General features: G+C 39.3%; 20 protein-coding genes and 2 pseudogenes. 18 read left to right on the forward strand and 4 right to left on the reverse strand.

Annotated elements, in window-relative coordinates; translation table 11 throughout:
* Positions 1-30: 30 nt before the first annotated feature.
* The 13 genes and pseudogenes from NSU16_RS01200 to NSU16_RS01260 all read left to right on the forward strand — a co-directional run bounded on the left by NSU16_RS01200 (position 31) and on the right by NSU16_RS01260 (position 11,058).
* Entirely contained in the window at positions 31-558 is a 528-nt protein-coding gene (locus NSU16_RS01200; RefSeq protein ID WP_339192620.1) for a carbonic anhydrase, read from the forward strand.
* 62 nt (positions 559-620) lie between these two features.
* The gene (locus NSU16_RS01205; protein WP_326194494.1) at positions 621-911 is read left to right on the forward strand and encodes a DUF6407 family protein; all 291 of its coding nucleotides are present in this window, start codon (positions 621-623) and stop codon (positions 909-911) included.
* A gap of 59 nt (positions 912-970) precedes the next feature.
* Positions 971-1,333, forward strand: coding sequence for a DUF2294 domain-containing protein (locus NSU16_RS01210; protein WP_010332827.1), 363 nt, complete (start codon positions 971-973; stop codon positions 1,331-1,333).
* A gap of 156 nt (positions 1,334-1,489) precedes the next feature.
* The gene (locus NSU16_RS01215; protein ID WP_339191882.1) at positions 1,490-1,702 is read left to right on the forward strand and encodes a hypothetical protein; all 213 of its coding nucleotides are present in this window, start codon (positions 1,490-1,492) and stop codon (positions 1,700-1,702) included.
* 120 nt (positions 1,703-1,822) lie between these two features.
* Positions 1,823-2,125, forward strand: coding sequence for a metalloregulator ArsR/SmtB family transcription factor (locus NSU16_RS01220; RefSeq protein WP_003234907.1), 303 nt, complete (start codon positions 1,823-1,825; stop codon positions 2,123-2,125).
* 129 nt (positions 2,126-2,254) lie between these two features.
* Positions 2,255-3,427 carry an MFS transporter gene (locus tag NSU16_RS01225; RefSeq protein WP_339191883.1) on the forward strand — a complete coding sequence of 391 codons (1,173 nt, stop codon included), beginning with the start codon at positions 2,255-2,257 and terminating at the stop codon, positions 3,425-3,427.
* 139 nt (positions 3,428-3,566) lie between these two features.
* Positions 3,567-3,962 (forward strand): annotated as a pseudogene (locus NSU16_RS01230) (glutamine--fructose-6-phosphate aminotransferase); the annotation flags it as partial.
* Between the two features lie 304 nt (positions 3,963-4,266).
* On the forward strand, positions 4,267-6,042 hold the full coding sequence (locus NSU16_RS01235) for an AAA family ATPase (RefSeq protein WP_339191884.1): 1,776 nt from the start codon (positions 4,267-4,269) through the stop codon (positions 6,040-6,042).
* Positions 6,032-7,549: an ATP-dependent helicase gene (locus tag NSU16_RS01240; RefSeq protein WP_339191885.1), complete on the forward strand. Its 1,518-nt coding sequence runs from the start codon at positions 6,032-6,034 to the stop codon at positions 7,547-7,549. The genes NSU16_RS01235 and NSU16_RS01240 overlap by 11 nt, the downstream gene beginning before the upstream one ends.
* Positions 7,550-7,723: 174 nt before the next feature.
* Positions 7,724-8,136 (forward strand): annotated as a pseudogene (locus NSU16_RS01245) (HEAT repeat domain-containing protein); the annotation flags it as partial.
* A 273-nt stretch (positions 8,137-8,409) separates the two neighbouring features.
* Positions 8,410-9,390, forward strand: coding sequence for an alpha/beta hydrolase (locus NSU16_RS01250; RefSeq protein WP_339191886.1), 981 nt, complete (start codon positions 8,410-8,412; stop codon positions 9,388-9,390).
* 13 nt (positions 9,391-9,403) lie between these two features.
* The gene (locus tag NSU16_RS01255; protein ID WP_286059139.1) at positions 9,404-10,075 is read left to right on the forward strand and encodes a response regulator transcription factor; all 672 of its coding nucleotides are present in this window, start codon (positions 9,404-9,406) and stop codon (positions 10,073-10,075) included.
* A complete protein-coding gene (locus NSU16_RS01260; RefSeq protein WP_339191887.1) occupies positions 10,072-11,058 on the forward strand; it encodes a HAMP domain-containing sensor histidine kinase in 987 nt (328 codons plus the stop codon). Before NSU16_RS01255 ends, NSU16_RS01260 begins: the two co-directional genes overlap by 4 nt.
* Before the next feature lie 104 nt (positions 11,059-11,162).
* On the opposite strand, the gene NSU16_RS01265 is transcribed toward NSU16_RS01260, so the two are convergent.
* The 3 genes from NSU16_RS01265 to NSU16_RS01275 all read right to left on the reverse strand — a co-directional run bounded on the left by NSU16_RS01265 (position 11,163) and on the right by NSU16_RS01275 (position 13,119).
* Positions 11,163-11,345, reverse strand: a complete 183-nt coding sequence (locus tag NSU16_RS01265) for a hypothetical protein (protein ID WP_339191888.1) — start codon at positions 11,343-11,345, stop codon at positions 11,163-11,165.
* A 16-nt stretch (positions 11,346-11,361) separates the two neighbouring features.
* A complete protein-coding gene (locus NSU16_RS01270; protein WP_229149559.1) occupies positions 11,362-12,132 on the reverse strand; it encodes a protein kinase in 771 nt (256 codons plus the stop codon).
* Positions 12,133-12,261: 129 nt separating this feature from the next.
* Complete coding sequence (locus NSU16_RS01275) at positions 12,262-13,119, reverse strand: hypothetical protein (protein WP_339191889.1); 858 nt, start codon at positions 13,117-13,119, stop codon at positions 12,262-12,264.
* A gap of 129 nt (positions 13,120-13,248) precedes the next feature.
* On the opposite strand from NSU16_RS01275, the gene NSU16_RS01280 reads away from it, so the two are divergent.
* The 4 genes from NSU16_RS01280 (at position 13,249) to NSU16_RS01295 (ending at position 16,729) form a co-directional block, all read left to right on the forward strand.
* Positions 13,249-14,424, forward strand: a complete 1,176-nt coding sequence (locus NSU16_RS01280; protein WP_339191890.1) for a DUF4885 family protein — start codon at positions 13,249-13,251, stop codon at positions 14,422-14,424.
* Positions 14,425-14,772: 348 nt separating this feature from the next.
* Positions 14,773-16,161, forward strand: coding sequence for an amino acid permease (locus NSU16_RS01285; protein ID WP_010332840.1), 1,389 nt, complete (start codon positions 14,773-14,775; stop codon positions 16,159-16,161).
* A 110-nt stretch (positions 16,162-16,271) separates the two neighbouring features.
* Positions 16,272-16,520, forward strand: coding sequence for a sigma-G-dependent sporulation-specific acid-soluble spore protein CsgA (locus NSU16_RS01290; RefSeq protein WP_010332841.1), 249 nt, complete (start codon positions 16,272-16,274; stop codon positions 16,518-16,520).
* A gap of 17 nt (positions 16,521-16,537) precedes the next feature.
* Positions 16,538-16,729, forward strand: coding sequence for a YbxH family protein (locus NSU16_RS01295; protein ID WP_168746818.1), 192 nt, complete (start codon positions 16,538-16,540; stop codon positions 16,727-16,729).
* A 30-nt stretch (positions 16,730-16,759) separates the two neighbouring features.
* Here NSU16_RS01295 and blaOXA read toward each other — a convergent pair whose 3' ends face one another.
* Entirely contained in the window at positions 16,760-17,569 is an 810-nt protein-coding gene (gene blaOXA / locus NSU16_RS01300; protein ID WP_339191891.1) for a class D beta-lactamase, read from the reverse strand.
* A gap of 159 nt (positions 17,570-17,728) precedes the next feature.
* On the opposite strand from blaOXA, the gene NSU16_RS01305 reads away from it, so the two are divergent.
* Positions 17,729-18,982, forward strand: a complete 1,254-nt coding sequence (locus tag NSU16_RS01305; protein ID WP_339191892.1) for a cytochrome P450 — start codon at positions 17,729-17,731, stop codon at positions 18,980-18,982.
* Positions 18,983-18,999: the final 17 nt, after the last annotated feature.

Genomic DNA, 18,999 nt, shown 5'->3' on the forward strand with positions numbered 1-18,999 from the left:
AATGATAAACATGTAGAAGAGGTGTGCTATATGAATGTAAATCAAAATAAAAAAGTATTATTTTTGACGGACATGGAAAACGGTTTGGAGCCTATTTTACAAGAAGTGACTAACACTCCAGCAGAAAATATGCTGACTATACAAAGCTATGGTGCCGCTATCTCACATCCTTATGGAGAAATCATGAGGTCTGTTATTTTTGCGATTTACCAGGAAGATGTTGAGGAGGTTTTTGTAGTAGGAACCAAAGATAAGCGGACTTCAACAGGTTATGGACTCACTCAACTTGAAACAATGAAAGATAAAATACAAACATTGGATTATCTCTTTCAACATTGCAAGCCTGAATTTTTAGGCGGTACGGTCGATGAGTGGCTAAATGAAAATAACAGCGGCACGATTGAAAAAAGTGTTGATATCATACGCCAACATCCACTTGTGCCGTCATATGTTAAAGTTAGAGGTTTAATCGTTGATCAAAAGGATGGGGAGTCCTCAATTGTGGAGGTTCCTTCTAGTAAAACAGGTCAAGCCTTACCTGATCATTGCTTGTCATGATGGAGTGAAGTGGTCAGCTTCTACACCCAAATATGGGAGAAAGCAGTTCTAAGGAGAATGTAATGGGCGCCAATATAACTGATTTTGTCACGAAAACAATAGAGGAAATGAGCTCGTTTGATCGTGAAAATATGGAATGTTTGAAAAAAGTAATAAGAAAAGCAATTCATTTTTATCATTTAAAATCTTATGAAGAAGTTGAGGAAACCCATTTAGGGAGCATTCGTATTTTGCATGTACACTCTATGATGGAAGAAAATATGTTATCCAAAATGATAGTGGTCTTAAGAAACGGTAAAACTGATTTGGATATTGAAGGTGTATATGAAGGACATGTTGTAAGAGAATATTAATGAGACGAACTAACAAATAGAATATGCTGCTAATTATTTTGCCAGGAGATGTTTTATATATGAAGAAATCGAAGGGTTCTTATGAATCAGAGATCAGTAAGTCAATTACGCAATGGGAAAAGGATTATCTTGGGCGCGGGTCTGTGTCTGTTAAGACTGATATATTGCGGGATATGATCATTGTTAATTTAAAGGGAATTTTAACACCTGCTGAATATACAGTTTGTGGAACAAAAGAGGGCATGTTATCTATTAAACAAACTCGTTCGGAGTTAGTTGAATCAGGGATAGAAGGTCTTAAGAATATCATCCTAACGATAACTGGAGAAGAAGTGAAAAGTTTTCATACAGATTTAAGCTCTCGGACAGGTGAGCGAGTGATGGTATTTAAATTAAGTAATGATCTGGAGAAAAAATTATAATCTAGAGAGTGAAAATGTTTTATTAAACACTGTCTTGTTATTCCTGAAGATTCAATGGTTCATTTCGGAAAGATCTAACATCCGCTTTTGTTACGAGCGGATGTTTTTTTTACAGTCTACACTTGAACAGTATTACATTCAATTTAACTGAAAGTCATGAAAAACATTCTTACATATCCAAACACAAGCATTCGCGGAAACGTCAAGGAAGTTGCTGTTCGTGAGCAAACACATGAAGCGAATATATATGGTGTTATGGATAGATTAAGATATGGTCCTTGTTGGAGAAATAAAAAAGCAGAAGTAGGGCAAAGTATATATAAAGCAACGCTTTCTAATGGTCAATCTAGCAGATGGGAGGAAAATTAAGTTCTGTAATACCTCCAACGGAACTGAAATAAGTCTTCAGATTTTTAATTCTAAAACAGTCAGTCATCAAAAATAAAAAAACGAATTGACATATCGGAATATAACGATATAATAATCAATATGGAACCAATTGAAGTATTCAAAGCCTTATCAAATGAATCAAGGCTGCAAATTTTGCAATGGCTGAAGGAACCTGATCGTCATTTTGCACCCCATGAAGGGATTGATATGAATACAATCGGGGTATGTGTCAGTCAAATAACAGACAAATTGAAAATGACGCAATCAACGGCTTCCCAATATCTCACCATCCTTTTAAGAGCCGGCCTGATTAAGGCTGAACGAATCGGAAAGTACACGTATTACAAAAGAGATGAAGAAGCCATTGGGAAACTTGCTGACTTTCTTAAAACAGAGATATAAAAATAAACATCAATAGATGTTTATTTTTACACCATACATATCGACATATTACGATGTGTTTATTTTTTGATCTAACATATCGTTAATTCGTGATATGTAGTTATATTAATGATTAAGGAGTGAACGTTTATGTCTAACACTTGGAAAATTTACATTTTAGCCATTGTCAGCTTTTTAGTCGGAACTTCAGAGTACATCATTTCCGGAATTTTGGACCACATTGCTGATACACTCGGGATAACCTTGGCTGCCGCGGGCCAGCTCATTACAATCTTTTCACTTGTATATGCTCTTTCTACACCCGTACTTATGGCATTGACAGCAAGTATGGATAGACGCAGGTTGATGATGTATGCTCTCGGTTTGTTTGTGTTCGGCAATATTTTGGCCTTTGTCCTGCCTGGTTATGGATGGTTTATTTCAGCGCGGATCATTATGGCGATGGGAGCAGGTGTTGTTGTTGTCACCGCATTAACGATTGCCGCTAAGATTGCGCCGGAAGGGAAGCAGGGCAGTGCCATCGCTACGGTCGTTATGGGATTTACCGCTTCTTTAATCATTGGTGTTCCGCTTGGAAGATTGATAGCAACAGCATTAGGCTGGAAGTCTGTATTTGGTGCAATTGCTTTGTTGGGAATGATCGCAATGGCCGTTATATTCTTTACTCTTCCGCATACTGAAGGAGATAAGCCCGTACCTTTGCTTCAACAGCTTGCCCTTTTCAAAAAACGGAAAGTGGCGATGGGATTATCAATCACTTTCTTCTGGCTCGGGGGATATTCTGTTGCTTATACCTATTTGTCACCTTATCTCTTGAACATTTCAGGAATAAGCGGCAATCTGCTTAGCGGTGTTTTGCTTATATTTGGGATTGCCAGTTTGGTTGGATCAAAGTTTGGGGGATATAGTACCGATAAATGGGGAGTGCCCTTTACACTCGTTGGCGGGATGACATTGCATATCGTCACACTGATTCTGCTGTCACTTGTCACCCATTCCTATGTCGGAGTGTTGGTGATTCTGATATTATGGTCGTTTGCCGCATGGTCTACCGGTCCGACACAGCAATTTCACCTGGCTACAATAGAACCGGAAATGTCAGGTGTTTTGCTTAGCATGAATCAGTCAATGATGCAATTCGCCATGGCAGTCGGCGCAGGAATAGGCGGGGTTTTTGTAGAAAACGTATCATTGGCCTCGATTACTTGGATTGGTGCATTAGGGGTTATGATTGCAATTATTGCATCATTGATGAGTTTTCATTCACAACCGAAACAGGCGCTAAAGGATATCAATCAATAACACACTGGCTTGTTTTACTTCTTAAAATTCAATAGGTTCATATCGAAAGATCTAACATCCGCTCGTCAATACTAGCGGGTGTTTTTTTATAAGCTGTTCAAAGTCCGTCCATATGCCTTCCAAGGGCAGACATCGTTCTGTATGTGTCGAAGGCGCACTGAAGCTGAAAGAGATTTCTTAAGGCTTTGCCGGCGGTGAGCTGAAGCACGGCACGATTGCCTTGGTCGAACAAGGTACATCAGTATTCTCACTGGCAACACAAGAGCATGTAAACCTAAGCATCCGCGGAAACGGCAAGGAAGTTGCCACTCGCGGAGAAACACTTTATCATCTCACTGAAAGGTCTAGACGATGGCGGATGACAGATTCGTATTGTGGAAGTAACCCAGCGCTTGCTTTGTTGGTTTCTGTTGTTCCACTGCGGCTGATTGCTTACTATGATGCGCTGCATCGCGGATTTGATGTTGATAAGCCGCGTAACCTTGCGAAGAGTAAATTTAAAAATAAAAGAATGGAGAATAAAGTCTATAAATGACTTACTTACTGCATTTGCACCAAATAAATACTGCTCGAATGTACAATATAGAGAATTTATTAGAAATCATGAAGAAGTCATAGTATCAGCGAGATATGCAAAAAAACGACTTTTTATAATGAAGAAGAGGTCTTTATTTCTCACCCATTATTTAATAAAGGACTGTGGAACAAGCAAATAGTCGTAGTTACAGTTCATTTAACTACGACTATTTTAATTTGTGTAAATTTGGTATATTGGTAATAATTTAGTATGGTATACTGCTATTATATGAGATCAAATATACCTAAAGGAGAGTACTAAGATGAAATTCACAAAGTTATCCATTGAAAATTTTAGAAATTTCGAGAGTGCTACTATCAATATAGATAATAAAAATGTGATTTTCGGTATGAATGATATTGGTAAGACAAACTTTTTGTATGCGTTAAGGTTCTTATTTGATCCGGAACTGCGCAGAAATGGTTTTGGGCCTTCGGATTATAACAATCATAATGTAGACAAAAACATATCAATAACTATAACAATTGATCTTAGTGACTTTAATCAAAGTGAAGATACAAAAAAACTTGTTGCCGCAATACACGGTGCACACACCTCGCCTCCCTTAGAAGAGGATTTGTTTTATATCCAACTAAAATCCGAGTTTAATAAAAAAGAGGAATATGGAAATATTGTTCTGTTTTGGGGTAGCGATTACGAAAATTTAGTTGAGATTCCGTCTAGAGGTAATGTTAGTGCTTTGGATAAAGCATTTAAAGTTTTTTACGTTAATCCTTTAGTAAACTTGGACCGCTTATTCAATAAGAACAAGAAACTCTTCTTTGAACAATCAGAAGGACAAAGTGCCGATCAAGATATAATCGATACGATAAAAGGTTTAACTTGTAATGTGAATGATGAAATCGGAAAATTGACTACGATTAAAAAATTCCAAGAAGAAATAACTAAAGAATATAAAACATTAAGAAGAGAAAATGTTAGCGTCGAGTTAAAATCTGAAATGGCGATTAAAGGATTTTTCTCAGATGTAATCCCTTATATCAAGAAAGATGATGACAATGATCGTTATTATCCGACTTCTGGCGATGGTCGGAGGAAGATGCTCTCCTATTCAATTTTTAATTATTTAGCCAAGAATAAATATGAGGACAAGATTATTATATTTTTAATTGAGGAACCTGAGATAAGTTTACATAGATCTATGCAAATATCTCTTTCTAAAAAGCTATTTGAAAACGACACTTATAATTACTTCTTTCTTTCTACGCATTCTCCAGAAATGCTCTATGAAATGAATAATACGAGGCTTATTAGAGTTCATTCTCCAGAGAAAATTAATTGTTGCTCGTATCTATATAACGTAGAGGAACCGTATACAAGTGTTAAGAGAAAGCTAAATAGATCCTTAGCATCCGCATTATTTGCGGAAAGAGTATTATTAGTTGAGGGACCGTCAGAATTAACATTATTTGAAAAGGTACTCTCTATGGTGAAGCCTGATTATGAACTAGAAGGTGGATTTATACTACAAGTTGGCGGTATCTATTTTAAACACTACACAAACGCGCTGAAAGAATTAAATATACATTATATAGTTAAAACTGATAACGATTTAAAGAGGAAGAAAAATACGAAAGGAGAATATGAACTAATAGGTCTGAATAGATGCTTATCTCTAATTGATGAGACGAAGTTAGAAAATGAATTTATTGATATACCAGAAGGAATGCCTGATAAAGAAGAAAAGATTTTTATCAAAGAAGAAGTTCAACGAAAAAAAGTAGAATTATACTGTAAACATAGTGACATCATAGAAACTCTAAAACAAAATAGCATTTACTTGTCTAGGATAGATTTAGAGAATGACCTATATAAAGTAATAGAAGATAAGATGAAACAAGTATTTGGTGAAAACCCTGTTAAGCAGTTACAGGATAGCAAATTGTTTAATATGGTAGATTTAGTTATAGAGCTAGATAAACAAGAGTGTGAGGATATATATAATGATGAAAATTTTTATTGTCTCGTAGAATTAACCAATTCTACTAAGCAAGAAGGTGAAGATAATGTTATCTGATAAGGAAATTAGAGAACAAATTTTAAAGGACAATGGAAATGTAATTGTCTCTGCTGGAGCAGGTTCAGGTAAAACCACGTTACTTGTTAAAAAAATTCTTGAAGAGGGAAAGGCAAAAAATACCCACTATGGTATAGCTGCAATTACGTTCACTAATAAATCTGCTGCTGACATAAAAGAAAAGTTAGGGAGTTATGATCGGTTTAAAAACTTTGTAGGTACTGCTGACTCTTTTGTTGAATCTGAAGTGATAAGACCCTTTATTGTAGATGCATTCGGGAAACATTATTCTGACAATTTTAAGGTAGATTATTATCGAAACAAATTTAGATCTGCAAAAAAGGGTTTAGAGATCTTAAGAAATAAGAATGTTTTAGGCACCTTTGAAAGAGATAGGGATCAGGATAATCATTTTAATAAAATGAACTTTAAATTTCAAGTAGCGGTATTAATATTAGAAAACTCTTTAGCTGCTCGTCAATATATAAAAGCTAAATATCGTAGATTGTATGTTGATGAGTATCAAGATACAGATTTAGATATGAATAAGTTTTACCTGTATTTGAAGGATAAACTAGGGATTAAATTATTTTTTGTGGGTGATTTAAAGCAATCAATATATAAATGGAGAGGTGCCGAACCGGAAAATTTTAGCAATTTACTTTCGGATGATAGTGATTTTAATAAGTATGAACTAACTGTAAATTTTAGATGTGCTCAAGATATCCAAAATTATTCAAAGTTATTTATTGAAAACGAGGTTATTGAAGAAAAAGACGAAATTACTAGTGTTTTAGGAATTTATTCTGATTTTGACTTGCCAGATGTAGTTAACAATATAATGTATAACAAATTGTTAAAGAAAAAGACTTTCGCTATATTAGTACGTAATAATAACCAGGCAAAACAATATAAAGAGGAATTAACGGCATTGGGTAAAGATTTTACATATATACCGCCCAACCCACTTGATGTTACCACTCCAAATGTTGTTTTCTTAAGAGAGCTCGTTAAATATATAAAAAATGAGAATTACTCATTATACGAACTGCAGAATAATATTTATAGGGAATTAAGTAAGGATGAGCGTACCACACTAAAGACAATGGTTGAAAAACTTGAGACCTGTAAAGATAAGGACTCTATCGATGATTGCTTAATAGAGATATATGGACTTCTTGGAATGGGAATCTATGAAGGAGAACTCGATAACTTTTCAAGCGTATTACTTACGGACAAATACGATTCTGCCTTTGACACTCGAGAGAAGTCCTATTATATAATGACTATACATTCTGCAAAGGGATTAGAATTTGATAATGTTTTATATGCTGCGGGGGATCTAAATCTCTGGGAAGATGACTTCTCTAATTTACATTATGTAGCAATTACCCGGGCGATAGAAAAGTTATTTGTCATTATTGATAGTAGAGAGTACGAGAGGGAAGTAAATAAGTTAATTAGAGAAAAAGAAATAGAAAAAATAATGAATGTGATTCAAATATAGAAAGCAACCTTATTTAAGGTTGCTTTTTTAATAGATAGTAGTATAATTCTTCGCTTATAAGGCCCGAATAAATGGTGAAAGCGAGGTTATTACTATGACTCAACCACAGAAATCTATATAAAGGTGTAACTTTTTATATTGTAATAGCTAGATTTACTGCATTGACGGGAAATTGATGCAATACCTGTTTTGGTTGAGGCCTTAAAAGAGGAAGGCTCTTTGCGTAATATCTCGGCGGCCGTTTTAGGTGAGTTTGGGGAAGATGCGGGTGAAGCAGCGGAGGAGCTGTCATGTTTATTAAAAAGTCATGCCGAAGATACAAGGATGGCTGCGCCCATTTCACTTATGAGAATCGGGAAGGCCAGTCTGCCCTTTGTCATCAAAATCGCGCTCAAGAAAGTGAAGGGCAATCATGTTTTTGGGCTTCTTGGTGTATTGCATGGATCGATCCTTCTTACATTGAACCGAAGATGTATGAATGCCTAAAACGCGAGCATGAACACCCTTCAGGAATGGTTGCACCGTTTGCGGCTGAAGAGGCATTAGGAAAGCTGATTGCTTTTCAGCTTAAAGATAAGGAGAATTGAAAGGATGAACGCTAAACAAATAATAAAAGAATGGACAATTCATTTACCCTGGTTAAATCAATCACAGAATGATTTGACATTCCTGTGAGTAGTATGTACGACAAACGGTTGAATATTATAAACCGATCCTTCCTATAAGCAGGAAGGTTTTTTAATATGAAATATTCTATTAGTAGGTAAATGCGTCAAATGTCAAAACGAAACCTTTCCAAAGTTAATCAGAAATTTATTTTTATACCGTATCCTTTCAGTATCACGTGAAAGGAGCATCATATGAAAACGTTACGGAAAGTCGTAAAAATCTTTTTTGGCGGCATAGGTGCATTGATTTTGCTTGGGGCTGTTTCCGTTTTTATCTACCACCGTTACCAACTAAATAAGGAAGCAGCACTTCTTAAAGAAAAAGGCACAGTAGTCGATGTTGACGGTAAGAGAATGAATGTTTATCAAGAGGGAAGCGGGAAGGATACGTTTGTGTTTATGTCCGGTTCGGGGGTTGCTGCGCCTGCTTATGAGATGAAGGGGTTGTACAGCAAGTTTTCAAAAGAAAACAAGATTGCTGTAGTGGATCGTGCGGGCTATGGTTACAGCGATGTGTATGATGATGACAGAGATATTGATACAATATTGAAACAGACGAGAAAAGCGCTACTGCAAAGCGGGAATAAGCCTCCTTATATTTTAATGCCTCATTCCATATCAGGAATTGAAGCGATGTATTGGGCGCAGAAATATCCTAAGGAAATCAAGGCCATTATTGCGATGGACATTGGATTGCCTCAGCAGTATGTCACGTATAAATTGAGCGGGATTGACAGACTGAAAGTAAGGGGGTTCCATCTGTTAACGTCGATCGGTTTTCATCGGTTTATGCCGTCTGCTGCCTATAATCCGGAGGTGATTCGGCAGTCGTTTTTAACTGATCATGAAAAAGAAATCTATAAAGCCATTTCATTTAAGCAATTTTTCAATGCTGATATGGCGCATGAGCTGTTACAGTCTTACCAAAACGGCAGGAAATCTGTGAATCTGCCGGTACCAAAAGAAACACCAATTTTATTTTTAGATGCCATTGCTGATCAATATAAAGACTCAAAATATACAAAACAGCAACGTAAAGATTATAAAGAACTTGCAGACCAATTAGAAGTATCAGAAGTGAGAGAGTTAAGGGGCACACACAGCATATATTTATACCAGCCTGATCAGATCTATCAGCTTTCTATGAAGTTTCTCAAACAAAAACTGAAATGAAAGGTTCGCTAAGATGAGGGGTTATCATATTTTAATCGTGGAAGACGATGTCATGATTGGTGATCTGCTGCAGAAGATTTTGCAGCGTGAGGGATACGATGTCAGCTGGAAAACGGACGGAGCGGATGTGCTTTCGGTCATTCAGAAGGCTGATTTGGTCATTATGGATATCATGCTGCCGGGTGAGGACGGGTATCAAATGTCTAAAAAAATAAAAGATGTAGGGTTAAATATTCCTATCATTTTTCTGTCCGCCCGCAATGATATGGACAGCAAGCTTCAAGGATTAAAAATCGGCGAGGATTATATGGTAAAGCCTTTTGATCCGAGAGAGCTGCTGCTGAGAATGAAAAATATGCTTGAGCATCATTATGGCACCTTTACGAGAATTAAACATTTGCATATTGATGCAGACACCAAAAAGGTATTCAATGGAGATTTGCATCATGAAGTGCTATTTACCGCGATTGAGCGGAAAATATTCTTCTATCTGTACGAAAACAAAAACAGTATCTTAACGAAGGAACATTTCTTTGCCTATCTATGGCAGCTTGAAGACAGAAACCCGAATATCGTGAATGTGCACATTAAAAAAATCAGAGCGAAAATTAATGATGTAGCGGGTGAGATCATTGAAAATATCTATGGAGAAGGGTATCGGCTGAATACCGTTGTGAAGAAATGAAGCTAAAGACAAAATATCAGTTGTTATTATGTACGGCCGTCATTAGTGTTCCGGTACTGTTGCTGGCGGTTAGCATTTTGATGTCGGTGATTTATGACAGCATGTTTAAACCGATCAATCATGGCATGCCTTTTCACAGGTCTTTTGCATATCCGGCAATGCTGGCCGTATTTTTATTATCACTTTTTTTGTTAGCTTTTTTATTTTCAAAATCAATTCATTCTCTGCTGCGTAAAATCAATCTATTGAATCAAATCATTCGGCATTTAGCGAGCGATAAAAAGATCCCCAATAAACTGGAAGTTAAAAACGATGATGAAATTGGCGAATTGATCAAATCGGTCAACTTGTTAATTGAACGGACAACGTACCGGGAACTGGAACTAAGCCAGCGAGAGGACATGAAAAAGGAGCTGATGCAAAAACTAAGGCATGATATTAATACACCTTTAACAGCTCTCAGGCTGCAGTTATTTTATTTGGAGAGCCAGTGCCAGGATCAAACTGCATTTGAATCTTTGTACCAGCAAATTGAATATATTGCGGAATTAACGAATGACTTTAATCTATTTTCCACTGAAACGTTAGAGAGTTCATATATTATAAATGAAGAAGTACGAATAAACGATCTATTAGAAACAGCGGTGAAAAAGTGGGATTATTTATACAGTGTGAATGGGATTGAATTGCACTATAAGCCAACAGATCAAGATGTGATATGGATAAGCAACGGTTTATGGATGCAGAGACTGTTCGATAACATTTTTCAAAATACGCTAAAGCATTCGAAAGCTGAAAAGCTGGAAGTCAAGATAGAAAACGGCGCTGTTTTGATTCGCGATGATGGCATTGGATTTGACAGAGAACAAGACAGTGACGGGCTTGGGCTGAAGATTATTGAGGATGTATGCCGGCTGCTTCGTATTACCTATGTGCTGCAGACAAATGAAAATGGTACTGCGTTTTTGTTTTCAAAAAAGTGATCCTGCTATGTTTTTCTTTCTATCAGAGAATTATATATAATAGGAAGCAGAAAAGGGGTGAACAGCATATGTTTAAAAAAATCATCAAAACAATCAAGTACCTCTCAAGCAGCTCGAGTGATCGCCATCGGAGACACCGGCACTACAGCAGCAGCCGGCGCCGCCATTACCGCAGCTACAGCAGCAGCTCTGGCAGAAGAAGACATTACGATCGTTATGGCGGCAGTCACCGCTACAAGCGCCGTAGCTACAGCAGCAGTTAATTCAAAAAAGTTCTTGTTCCGCATTGGGACAAGGGTTTTTTTATGTCACTGATTGAATCGCGCGGTTCAGGTCTTCGCGAATAGAAGCGGTGTGCTGATATTCTTCCTCAATGCCCAATAATTTTTTCAGCAGCAGGGTTACTTCTTTTGTCAGCGTTAATTCCTCCAGCCAAGTGGCGTTTTTCTTCTTTTTCCCTTTATATTGAGAGTACAGCAGGAACAACAGGGTTTCACCGAGGTCGAAGAAATCATCCCGTTTTCTGAGCTTTAATTCCTCATCTTCTTCACGAGATAACTGTTTAGCAAGGCCGAAATCGATGAGGCATACGTTACCGTGATTCATCATAATGTTTGGCGTTCTGATGTCACTGTGAAAAATAAGACGTTCATGCAGGTATTCTACAATGTCCAGCAGCTGAGACATCAGCTGTAATGCCATCAGCTCTGTAAACGGCTGTTTTTGAAAAAATAACAATTCCTCTATATTATCGCCCTCGATCATCTGCATGACATAGTAGGCTTGTCCGTCTATGATGAAGTCTTCTATATAGGCCGGGATTTGCGGGTGGCTGATGCGTTTGAGCAGACCAATTTCCTGCTGAAATCGGACTCTTTCCTTTTGTTTTTTGGCTTTTGTCGGACGGAGCTGTTTTAAAACGTACGGTGTTTGCGTAAGGACATCGGTGCACACATAAACCAAGCCGTAGCCGCCCATGCCGAGGCATTCTTCGATTTTGTATTGGTTGTTCAGTATGACGCCGTCCTTCAGAGGGCGGTCAAATAATAGCTTTTTTAACTGTTTTAATGCCATTCACGCTGCACTTCCCTTAGTTGTACTGATTATAGTTTATCAAAACAATTGCATCTTGGGCTAAGTCTATTCTAATGGAAGCTTAGCATAAAAAAAGAGCCGGATCATGGAACCTGCCAGCTCAGTAGATTAAAACTGCTTTGTGACATCGTATTGATAATCTATTTTTGCCTTTACATTACTCATCGTTGATTTCGCAGTCGCTAATGTATTGTATTTAAAACTCCATACCTTTGCCGCACTGAGTTGGTCTGTTAAGGATATATCATATGATCCCGAAGTTGAGCTATTCACAAGAGCACGGCGCCATTCGCTGTTTTCACTCGTCATGATGATATGTCGTGTATTTCCCTGGCTTGGTGTTTGAGTAGCGGTTGTTTGGACTCTTGTTACAGTGGCATCACGAGGAATTCCTGATTGGTTTGTTAAGTCAAGCTTGATGACGCTGGAGTCAGAACCTGAGGGGCTAAGGCTTGTATTTCCTTTATTTTCAGCCACGCCGCTGAATTGGAACGTTCCGCTGCCGGATTTGATCCGGTCTTCAATTGAAAGTGTGAAATACATGTTTCCAGTATAGGTGCCGCGGGACACTTTTACATAGAATGTATCAGTGGTGTTTTGGGCGTCGGCATTTGCATAAATAAAAGAAGAAAATGTATTAGGATTAATGACTTCTGTGCCTTGCGAAACAGGTACTCTGTTCTTATCGTAAATTTCGACCTTCATCCCTGTGTACGCACTCTGGTATGTACTTCTTACGTATACTTTTTCTCCCTTATTGGCTGTAAATGTGAAATAGGCTTCATCTTGTCCGGCTTCCAGTATCGTTGTGTCTATATTCTTATATTTCCAATATCCGATTGGGGCTGCTGTATCAAATGAATTGTTCCCTGTAATGGCAGTGATTCCGGCTGCGGAAGCAGAATAAGTACAAGTAAATAGAACTGACAGCATGATAGCGAATTGAATGATCCATTTTTTAGTCATGAGAAAACCTCCTTTTTTTTCCATCATACATAATAAAGTTTAAAGTGTAAATAAATGTTTTAAGAGGTTAATATATACAAGGGATTTGCCGATAAATAGAGAAGAGAGAATTATTCAGGAGGGAATCGAATGCGTCTGAATCGTCAATATATCCGCACCCAGCTAATGGCACAGAATATCACGAAAAAGGTTTCGGCTGATAAAGGCAGGAGTACATCTGCAGAGGTGCTGGAAAAGGCATACAGCCGGCTTGAGACACGGCCCTCTGAGAAGGGAATCGATCAGCTCAATTACTCAAAAACCAGTGTAGCGGGGAACAACGGGACTTTCAGCAAAGTGTTTCAATTAGCAAATGACCGAACAGTGACAGACACAGGGGAAGAAACTGTGATTCGATCCAATAATCCTTATGAATCTGAGAGCGATATCCGAATCAAAATTCTAAATGAAAAGTACAGCCGAATGAATGCGATAAACAAAACGAAGTCCGATCCTTTAGGTTATATAAAGGATAAGTATCAAAATTCGAAGTCTCCTTATTTCAGAAGTGATCTGTCAGCTGCAGAAAGACAGGCTGCTTACGATAATGAAACAGAATGGCTATTCAAAGGAAAGGCGCAAAACTATAATCTCCAGGATGCAGCGTTTCGCAATCTTACGTTTAATGGGGAAGCGGAATCGGAGAATGCAAAGGTGTTCCAGCGAAGCCAGGTTAACCAACAGCTTCAAGTGCTCCTGAATCGGAACCATATTCAAATCCCGGCGGGTACAGAACTTACGTTTACCATTACACCCATCGATTATAAGGTAAAGGTGAGCGGAACAGACGACAAGGAGCTCATCGGTCAAATTGAGCGATTGCTGCAATCTGGAGACAACAGCAAAGAGCTGTTTGTACATATCATGAAAAGCCAGGCCCGTGATTCATCACAATATTCCGAAGCGGCGTATCAAAAGTATCAAGCAGTTCGTGAGATGTACGAAGTCACAGGCTACCATTTGAAGGATTTAGAAGTTGTCGACGACCGATACATCACACCTGACGGACGAGATCTATTAGAGGTTTATAAAGAAAAACTTGAGAATGATCCTATGCAAAAACAAACTGCTTCCTATGCTATATCTCACTATGGTTCACAGCTCAGTAAAATGGCGGAAATCGGGTATGATGCTATCCCAGATTTCATACTGTCAATTGGCTACATCAATGGGTCTTTGAGAGATCTGGGGCAAAGCAAGGGCTATGGGACAGGTGATACGGAGTGGCTAGAAACATTAAAACGCCAAACTGGCGTAAATTATTAGGTAAGCTGTTCATCGTGAACAGCTTATTTTTTTATGCCCATTTCATGAAAGCAGCTGTATCATATATCGTTTTCATATTGTTCTGATTTCATTATATTCATATAAAAGATTTTAATTGAAGTGATAGATCAAACCCATTGAATGAAAGTGTTTACCCGAAAAAAACAATTGTATTTTCCAGAGAAATTTATTATGATGAAATAAGTAATTTTGGAGATTATCTAACAATTTTATGATTGAATTTTCTGATATTTGTAGCTTCATACGAAATGAAGAACGTTTTGAAGGCTGATCGGCCTTTATGCTATTTCGGTTGAGCTGTATTCGTTTTTAAGAGGAGGAAGCGGAGTGGAAAATAAAGAATTGAAGAGGGGCTTGAGTGCCCGTCATATTCAGATGATTGCCTTGGGCGGTACGATCGGTGTTGGTTTATTTATGGGTTCTGCCAGCACGATTTCATGGACTGGCCCGTCTGTCCTTCTGGCTTATGCGATTTGCGGAATTTTTATCTTTTTTATCATGCGTGCAATGGGTGAAATGCTGTATGTGGAACCAAGTACCGGTTCTTTTGCAACATTTGGCCATCAATACATTCATCCCCTTGCTGGTTATATGACGGCGTGGAGCAACTGGTTCCAGTGGGTGATCGTCGGCATGTCAGAAATTATCGCAGTCGGTTCTTATATGAAATATTGGTTCCCGGATTTGCCTGCTTGGATACCTGGTATCGTAGCTATGGCAATTCTTGGTGCAGCGAACTTAATTTCTGTTAAGTCGTTTGGTGAGTTTGAATTTTGGTTTGCGATGATTAAAATTGTGACGATTATCTTAATGATTATTGCGGGATTAGGAATTATTTTCTTCGGCTTTGGCAATGGCGGAGATGCTATCGGTTTGTCTAACCTATGGTCTCACGGCGGCTTCTTTGCGGGCGGTTTCTCAGGATTTTTCTTTGCACTGTCTCTGGTTATAGCGGCTTATCAAGGGGTTGAGCTGATCGGGATTACTGCCGGAGAAGCAAAGGATCCGCAAAACACGCTGCGCAACGCGATTCAAAGCATTATCTGGCGCATTTTGATTTTCTATATTGGTGCTATTTTTGTGATCGTGACGGTATATCCTTGGGATGAGCTGAATGCACTTGGAAGCCCGTTTGTGTCTACGTTTTCTAAAGTTGGAATTACGGCAGCGGCCGGCATTATTAACTTTGTCGTTATCACGGCGGCGATGTCAGGCTGCAACAGCGGGATTTTCAGCGCGGGACGTATGCTTTATACATTAGGTGTCAATGGACAGGCACCGAAATTCTTTGCAAAGATTTCTCGAAATGGTGTGCCGCTGTATGGCACAATCGCAGTGCTGATCGGATTAGCTGTCGGCGTTGTGCTGAACTATGTTGCGCCGCCGAAGATCTTCGTATATGTATACAGCGCAAGCGTGCTGCCGGGGATGATCCCTTGGTTTATCATTTTGATCAGCCACCTCGGGTTCAGAAAAGCGAAGGGCGCTGCGTTAGATAAACATCCGTTCAAAATGCCGTTTGCACCTTTCACAAATTATTTGACGATTGCTTTCTTGCTGATGGTTCTTGTCGGCATGTGGTTTAATAATGATACTCGGATATCTTTAATTGTAGGGGTTATTTTCTTAGCTCTTGTGGTCATCAGTTATTATGCTTTTGGAATTGGCAAGCGCGTGCAGGCGGATGTTACGAAAAGAAATCAAGCAGCTGAATAAACAGGAAAAAGAGACATTGACTGATGTCTCTTTTTTCATTTTTTGCGTATGGATTTTTCTCATTTCAGCAACCTATAGGATAAAGAACGCAAAGGAAAGGTGCTTATATTATGGATGTTACACTCGGTTATTTGCGGGAGTCACTTTCAAATCATCTTGAAAATGAAGTCTGTCTGCGGATTTGCAAGAAGATGCTGGCGAAGCGGTATGCCAATGAAGAGGAGTTTGTAAAGGATTTGGATGACGATGAGATGTCATATTTGAATCAGGTGCTGGAAAAGGAGATTAAGTATGCCCAAGACGAACAGGATCAAAAACGGGCCAAGGAATTAAATGAGGTGTATGAATTACTGCTTTGAGAAAGGCGGGAATGAAATTGGGTGCGATTGAACGAAGCGGATATACGTTTCAGCCGGAGTTTAGTGTCGTCCGGCAAAATGGGGCGATCCACGTGTATCGTCATGGAGAATTTGTTGAAGAAATTGAATTCGAGTTTAACGGTGACTACCCGGATCATGATTTAATTGAAGAGCTTGTGAATCATTATTGCTTTGAGCATGACATTTAAGAGCCCTGTGCGTTTGCAGGGCTCATTCATTTATGAAGTGATCAGGCCATATTTTTTTAGAAGATCAATTGTGATGTTTTTGGCTGTTGTACCGGAGTCATCAACATTGGTGACAAACGTATAGGAGCCGTGCTTTGTTTTGATGAATCCGACAAACCACCCTAATCCCATGTCTGTCAGGCGAGTTCCGGTTTTGCCGTAAAGCGTATAATGATCTCCTTCTTCTTGAATCATCATGCGTTTGACGGTTTTCATGACTGTTTTGTCAAACGGGAGCTTCTCTTTGTAAAGCTTCTCCATAAAGGCTTCTTGTTCCAACGGAGAAATTGTCAGAGAGCTTTGCAGCCAAAACTGGTCGATTCCGCCGCTGATATCTTCGTTTCCGTATGACAGGGTATGAAGCCAGGTTTTCATTCTTTCCTCGCCGATGTCCCTCGCTAATGCCTGGTAATACCAGATGGCAGATTCCCGCATGGCTGAGCCAAGCGTATGGTCGCGGTTCCATGATTCGAATTCGCGTTTGACGCCATCCCAGCGTTTGACATCATATTCATCCCGGACAGCTTTCACTTGCAAGCCGATTAAGGCGTTGGTCACTTTAAAGGTAGATTGCGGAGTTTGTCTTTTGTTGGCCCGTTTTTTGTTGTAGACAAATGTCTGATCCTTTTCTATATCATGAAGGATGAAGGTTCCGTCAGTATCCTTGAACTCTTTATCCACATTCATTCGGCTGACATTCAGGTGCTTTTTTGTTTCATTGGCGGGCGCTTTTGCATGGAGGGACAAACCTCCTGTACCGGCAATGACCAGCACAAGAAAAGCATATATCCATTTCTTCATTTTGATCTCCCCTTTGTTTTGATCATCTACCTTTTCTCCATTTCTGTGTTTCTACCTTTAAAAGTAATGAAAAATTGCTTGGAAGCAAATACTGTCATTGGGTTTATCTTCGTGAGATAAAGTGAAAACAGAAGTAAAAAAGGAAGGCAGGGTTGCGGGATGAATGAGCAGATTCCACATGACAAAAGCCTCGATAACAGTGTGGCTTTGATGCGGGAAGGATATTTGTTTATCAAGAATAGAAAAGAACATTACCATTCGGATTTGCTTCAGGCACGCTTGCTTGGAAAAACATTTATTTGTATGAGCGGGGCGGAGGCTGCGAAGGTATTTTATGATACTGAACGGTTTCAGCGGCAGGGTGCTCTCCCGAAACGAGTGCAGAAATCGCTGTTTGGCGTCAATGCGATCCAGACAATGGATGGCGACGCTCATATCCATCGAAAGCTGCTTTTTCTGTCATTGATGACACCTCCGCATCAAAAACGGCTCGCTGATCTGATGACAGAGCAGTGGGAAGCGGCTGTAACAAGATGGGAAATGGCGGATCAGGTGGTGTTGTTTGATGAAGCAAAAGAAATCTTATGCCGGGTGGCCTGCTATTGGGCGGGTGTTCCGCTGAAGGAAACGGAAGTGAAAGAGAGAGCGGACGATTTCATTGATATGGTAGACGCGTTTGGTGCAGTGGGGCCGCGGCATTGGAAGGGAAGAAGGGCAAGACCTCGGACGGAAGAGTGGATTGAAAAAATGATTGAAGATGTCCGCGGCGGCAGGCTGAAAACAGAACATGGATCAGCGCTGCATGAAATGGCTTTTTATACGCAAGAGAATGGGAGCAGGCTTGATGCCCGCATGGCAGCCATCGAGCTCATTAATGTGCTGCGTCCGATTATAGCGATTGCTTACTTTATCTCGTTTTCAGCGTTGGCGCTGCATGAACACCCAAAGTATAAGGAATGGCTTCGTTCTGGAGGCAGTCAGGAAAGAGAAATGTTTGTGCAGGAGGTGCGCAGATTTTATCCGTTCGGACCGTTTTTAGGAGCCGTTGTCAAAAAGGATTTTACATGGAATGACTGTGAGTTTAAGAAGGGGACATCAGTGCTGCTTGATGTGTATGGAACGAATCATGATCCCCGTATGTGGGACAATCCTGATGAATTCCGGCCTGAGCGTTTTAAAGAGCGGGAGGAAAATCCGTTTGATTTCATCCCTCAAGGCGGGGGCAACGCGGAAAAGGGCCATCGCTGTCCGGGGGAAGGGATTACCATTGAAGTGATGAAAGCGAGCCTGGATTTTCTCGTGAATCAGGTTGAATATGACGTGCCAAAACAATCGCTGCATTACAGTCTTGCCAGAATGCCGTCATTGCCTGAAAGCGGATTTGTGATGAGCGGCATTAGACGGAAAAGGTAAATATAAAAGCTCTCTTC

Source organism: Bacillus sp. FSL K6-1003, from assembly GCF_037964945.1.
GTDB lineage: Bacteria > Bacillota > Bacilli > Bacillales > Bacillaceae > Bacillus > Bacillus mojavensis.

Coding starts and splice junctions, on each gene's coding strand:
- NSU16_RS01210 (WP_010332827.1), top strand. CDS start 971: ATGAAGAAATCGAAGGGTTCTTATGAATCAGAGATCAGTAAGTCAATT.
- NSU16_RS01255 (WP_286059139.1), top strand. CDS start 9,404: ATGAGGGGTTATCATATTTTAATCGTGGAAGACGATGTCATGATTGGT.
- NSU16_RS01225 (WP_339191883.1), top strand. CDS start 2,255: ATGTCTAACACTTGGAAAATTTACATTTTAGCCATTGTCAGCTTTTTA.
- NSU16_RS01215 (WP_339191882.1), top strand. CDS start 1,490: ATGAAAAACATTCTTACATATCCAAACACAAGCATTCGCGGAAACGTC.
- NSU16_RS01280 (WP_339191890.1), top strand. CDS start 13,249: ATGCGTCTGAATCGTCAATATATCCGCACCCAGCTAATGGCACAGAAT.
- NSU16_RS01275 (WP_339191889.1), bottom strand. CDS start 13,119: ATGACTAAAAAATGGATCATTCAATTCGCTATCATGCTGTCAGTTCTA.
- blaOXA (WP_339191891.1), bottom strand. CDS start 17,569: ATGAAGAAATGGATATATGCTTTTCTTGTGCTGGTCATTGCCGGTACA.
- NSU16_RS01265 (WP_339191888.1), bottom strand. CDS start 11,345: ATGCGGAACAAGAACTTTTTTGAATTAACTGCTGCTGTAGCTACGGCG.
- NSU16_RS01220 (WP_003234907.1), top strand. CDS start 1,823: ATGGAACCAATTGAAGTATTCAAAGCCTTATCAAATGAATCAAGGCTG.
- NSU16_RS01270 (WP_229149559.1), bottom strand. CDS start 12,132: ATGGCATTAAAACAGTTAAAAAAGCTATTATTTGACCGCCCTCTGAAG.
- NSU16_RS01205 (WP_326194494.1), top strand. CDS start 621: ATGGGCGCCAATATAACTGATTTTGTCACGAAAACAATAGAGGAAATG.
- NSU16_RS01305 (WP_339191892.1), top strand. CDS start 17,729: ATGAATGAGCAGATTCCACATGACAAAAGCCTCGATAACAGTGTGGCT.
- NSU16_RS01260 (WP_339191887.1), top strand. CDS start 10,072: ATGAAGCTAAAGACAAAATATCAGTTGTTATTATGTACGGCCGTCATT.
- NSU16_RS01235 (WP_339191884.1), top strand. CDS start 4,267: ATGAAATTCACAAAGTTATCCATTGAAAATTTTAGAAATTTCGAGAGT.
- NSU16_RS01200 (WP_339192620.1), top strand. CDS start 31: ATGAATGTAAATCAAAATAAAAAAGTATTATTTTTGACGGACATGGAA.
- NSU16_RS01250 (WP_339191886.1), top strand. CDS start 8,410: ATGAAAACGTTACGGAAAGTCGTAAAAATCTTTTTTGGCGGCATAGGT.
- NSU16_RS01290 (WP_010332841.1), top strand. CDS start 16,272: ATGGATGTTACACTCGGTTATTTGCGGGAGTCACTTTCAAATCATCTT.
- NSU16_RS01240 (WP_339191885.1), top strand. CDS start 6,032: ATGTTATCTGATAAGGAAATTAGAGAACAAATTTTAAAGGACAATGGA.